The sequence below is a fragment of the Lacticaseibacillus manihotivorans DSM 13343 = JCM 12514 genome, assembly GCF_001435035.1.
GTDB classification, from domain to species: Bacteria; Bacillota; Bacilli; order Lactobacillales; family Lactobacillaceae; genus Lacticaseibacillus; species Lacticaseibacillus manihotivorans.
Map to the genome: position 1 here is coordinate 1 of NZ_AZEU01000319.1, position 676 is coordinate 676.

At 45.1% G+C, this 676-nt stretch carries 1 protein-coding gene; it reads right to left on the reverse strand.

Features of this window, described 5'->3' with window-relative positions; genetic code table 11:
• Positions 1–639, reverse strand: a 639-nt coding sequence (locus FD01_RS15235; protein ID WP_056965200.1) for an IS6 family transposase, incomplete at its 3' end; no start/stop codon positions are given.
• Positions 640–676: the final 37 nt, after the last annotated feature.

Here is a 676-nt window from a genome sequence, read left to right on the forward strand (position 1 = left end):
GATGAGGCTTAGCTCTCGTCGGGTTTTCTTGCGTAATGCATGGATGACTTCAATGCCGCTGAGTGTTGCACTAGCGGTTCGGATGCTTTGGAAACTTGCTGACCGCACCCGGTGTCGTTTAATGAATCGATGATCTTGTTCGATTAAATTGTTTCGATACTTGGAACATTGGTGTGCTGATTTGCTCAAGTAGTCTTGTTTCATCAGGTGCTTCACTGCCTTAAGTGTTGCTTGATATTGATCGGTGACTAAGCGATCAGGACGACCATTGGTCGTCCAAAGCCGTTTCAAAAAGTGATAGGCTGCCGCATAATCACGATGCTTTCGCAGTTCGAAGTCGAGCGTCAGACCGTTGCTATCAATTGCACGATACAGATAAGTCCAATGACCTTTGACGTTAATGTAAGTCTCGTCTATCCTCCAACTTTTGGTATGGGAGGTTTGATGTTGGCGCCATAAAGCCTTAAAGATGGGACCATAATGATGAACCCAACGCATGACCGTGGTGTGATGCACACTAACCCCGCGATCACGTAGCAATTCAACGATATCACGGTAGCTGAGACTGAACCTAAAATAGTAGCCAACGGCTACTATAATGATATCCTGTTGAAAGTGGCGTCCTTTAAAGTAATTCATGCGCACAATCCCTCTTTTCTTGTCACTCAGTATACTA